Origin of the sequence: uncultured Lamprocystis sp., assembly GCF_903933125.1 — a bacterium.
In the GTDB taxonomy this organism is placed as follows: domain Bacteria; phylum Pseudomonadota; class Gammaproteobacteria; order Chromatiales; family Chromatiaceae; genus Thiodictyon.
This window is the reverse complement of the sequence record NZ_CAIZIZ010000252.1, coordinates 1-3,194: the sequence shown is the minus strand read 5'-3', so window position 1 is coordinate 3,194 and position 3,194 is coordinate 1. Positions and strand designations below refer to the sequence as shown.

2 protein-coding genes are annotated in these 3,194 nt (G+C 64.2%); both read right to left on the bottom strand.

Annotated features, from left to right (window positions below; genetic code table 11):
• Window positions 1-2,477: protein kinase (locus QZY03_RS12660; protein ID WP_295581532.1), on the bottom strand; the 2,477-nt coding region annotated here is incomplete at its 3' end.
• Window positions 2,477-3,070: a hypothetical protein gene (locus QZY03_RS12655; RefSeq protein ID WP_295581530.1), complete on the bottom strand. Its 594-nt coding sequence runs from the start codon at window positions 3,068-3,070 to the stop codon at window positions 2,477-2,479. The genes QZY03_RS12655 and QZY03_RS12660, both read right to left, overlap by 1 nt.
• Window positions 3,071-3,194 lie beyond the last annotated feature (124 nt).

Genomic DNA, 3,194 nt, shown 5'->3' with positions numbered 1-3,194 from the left:
GGCAGCAGTTCCCGGTCCAGTGCGGTCTCCACGTAGGCAGAAAAGCCCAGGGCATCCAATCCGCGGGTACCGGCATTACTCCGGCGGCTCTGGCTGTAGAGGCTCAGCAGATGGGAGACGAAGGGACTGGTGTTGGGTGAGGCACTGGTGGCCGCCGCACCGCCGCTACCCAGACCTGACGCCAGGATCGCCAAACTTGGTGCCCGCGTTCGCCGGGCCTGGCGAATCACCGCGAGGGCATCACGGAATTCTCCGGCGGTCCCAAAGCGCTCGGCCCGCCGCGGGGCAACTGCCTTGAGCACCAAGTCCACCAGTTCCGGCGCCAGATCGGCGCAACCCGAAAACTCACGCGGATCCGGTGCCGGCCGGTTCGGTGGGGGCTCGCTCGCGTCCCACGGATAGCGGGAGGCCAAGGCCTCGTAAAGCGTCAGTCCCAGGGCGTACAGGTCCCGGTCGGCGCGCTCCCCGTTGTGGGGAACCGCCTCCGGATCGAAATCCGGGGGCAGGTAGCGGCGCGACCCACCACCTCGCGCCTCGCGGTCACCGGCGCGCACCGACACATTGAAGTCGATGATTTTGGCCCCCTTGGTCGTCCACAGGAGATTGCGCGGCTTGATGTCGCAGTGGTGGAAACCGTTGCCATGCAGGTGGACCAGACCCTCGATCACCTGCCGGGCCAACTCCAGCGCATCCTCCGCCGAGAGCAGGCGCTGCGCGATCATGTCTCCGACATCCGACCCTTCGGTGTACTCAAACACCAGGTAGGGAATACCGGCGCCGGGGATCAGGTCCGCATCCAGCACCCGCACGATGCGCGGATGTTCCGGGATCTGCACCAGCGGCTGATACTCCTTCTTCAGCCGCTCCAACGTGGAATAGCGGTCGTTGAGGACCAGCTTCACCGCCCGTGCCACGTCGCCCAGGGTATCGATCACCTTATAGACAACGCCGAAGCTGCCCCGCCCCAACCGCCGCTCGACCACGAATTTGTGCGTCAGCCGGTGCCCCGCGGGCAGGTTGAGGTAATCAGTCTCGTCCTCGGCACTGACCGCCGCCGGCACCTCGGGCGGTGGCACCGCGGGGACCTGTGGGGCCGGTTGCAGCAGGGCGTTCAACCCCGCCAGTGCCGCCACGGCCCCCGGGCGCGCGCCGGCATCAAAACGGCACAGCGTCGTAAGCCACGCATCGAACGCCTGGCCAAGCTCGGGCCGCAGCGATGACGGTGGATACAGGAAGGCGCCCTCCCGATCCCAGACCACATTGGGGTCGCCCGCAAAGGGCTTCTCCCCGGTGAACAGCTCGTAGAGGACGGCCCCCGCCGAGAACAGATCCGAAGCCGCGGTGGCGGTCTCCGGTGCTCGATACGCCTCAGGCGCCACATACCCGGCCTCCACCAACTCGACGATCGCGGGCGCAATGGTCAGGCCGCGGTCGACTGCGGTCTTGGCGAAATCGAAGTCGGTCAGCCGCGTCGTGCCATCCTGCCCGATCAGGATGGCCCCGGGGGTCAGATTGCGATGCAGCACCCCATGCTGATGGGCATGGGCCAGGGCAGCGAGCAGGTCGCGGGCAACGCGCCACTTCTGGTCCAGAGTCAGCGCCAGTTGCGGGCGAGCCAGGTGCAGCGTCAGGGCCTGGCCGGGCGTGTCGTCGAGCACCAGGCAAAAGGCCCGATCGTCCTCCGTCGGAAAAAAGTCGCGCGCCGCCAAGATGTTCGGGTGCAGTGGCAGGCGGGACAGCGCCCGGTAGCCATTCGCGATCAGCGCGATCTGCGCCTTGCGCGCGTCTTCCGGCTGGTAGGGCTCGGCCGCATAGACCCGCAGCCGCGCTGTGCCTCCGGCGAAGAGATTCTCGGCCCGGTACTCGGTGTAGGCGTCCGTCGCCCCAAGCCGCTCCTTCACCTGCCAGTGTCCAAAGCGCGGCACGCCCGGGGCCGGCTTCGCCACCTGCAAGGCGTGCAGGATCAGCGCCTGTTGAGCCAGGATATTTCTGGAGAAACGGGCCGGGATGCGCGTTCCGTCCTTGAACCAGCGTTGCGCATCCTTGAGCTTGACCACCTGTTCGGCGTCGCGCTGATCGCGGTCGTTGAGAAACGCGTCGGGTGCGGTGAGCAGGATGGCGACATCCACATAGATACCGTCCAGCTCGCTACGGCCCGGGTGGGCCTCGGTGATCAGACCCTTGACGGTCTTCGCATGACTGCGCAGTTTGGGTAAGGGGGAAGGATAGGAGGCGCGGCCCTCGGGATACCACCTGTTACCGTAGACCTCAATAGTCCCGCGGGTGCCCTTCACGTCGATCAGGTACAGGGCATGGGGTGTGAGCAACGCGAGGTCGATCTCGAAGCGTTCCTTTTGACGCAGGATCTCGAAGTTGTGCAGCAGGATGAAGTTGTCCGGCAGGTGATCCCGTAGATAGGCGATGGCGGCGCGTTCGGCGTCGTTGATTGGGTCGCCGATGGGGATCACTTTGGCCATTAGTCTTTCGCGCCCCCGATGCTCTGCTCGACCATGCTAATCGCCTCGTCGTTCAATGCGACTGCTCGATGCCGAGCCTCGTAGGCGGCGATGACCTTATTATGAATTTGTGCCTGAACTTCGCGCGGTGGATACGGCACGGGAAGCTGACCACGCAATTTGTAGTGATGGTCTTGCAGCTTCGAGCCCACTGAGATTGAGCGAAGCATTCGGAAGGCCGTCTCCGAACGCATAAAAGCATACAAGCAGCCCCGCGGCATGACCGCTTCATCAGCAATGACGCGCAAGATGTGCTCGGAAAATGCCATCTTTGTCCATGGCCCCCAAACAAACTCTGCTCGGCAATAGAGTTCGGATTCCCCTAGCGTACCCTGGGCAGCCACCATGACCGCACCAGCAATACCCAGAGAATCGTCGTCCATCGCCGATTTTGCGATCCAACGTCCTTCAGGCTTTAACCAAAATAGCTCCTTTTGGCCGATCATTTGATACGCATGCCCCTGATCCGCGTCGATTCGCTTGAACCGCCCGCCGCGAGACAGTGTTCCGGGAACACATAAATCATCGAGTGTCCTACTCTCGACTTTGGCCATTTTTGCCTGAGGCCGGGCGCTGTGCACGGGTGGGCTGGACCAGGGCCGGCGGCTCCTGCGGAGGTGGCGGCAGCGGGAGACCGGCGGTATCGTCTGAAGTCGACCAAAACACCAGCCGTCACCG

What these genes read in the sequence shown, in the direction of transcription:
- QZY03_RS12655 (WP_295581530.1), bottom strand. Translation starts at nt 3,070, where the DNA reads ATGGCCAAAGTCGAGAGTAGGACACTCGATGATTTATGTGTTCCCGGA.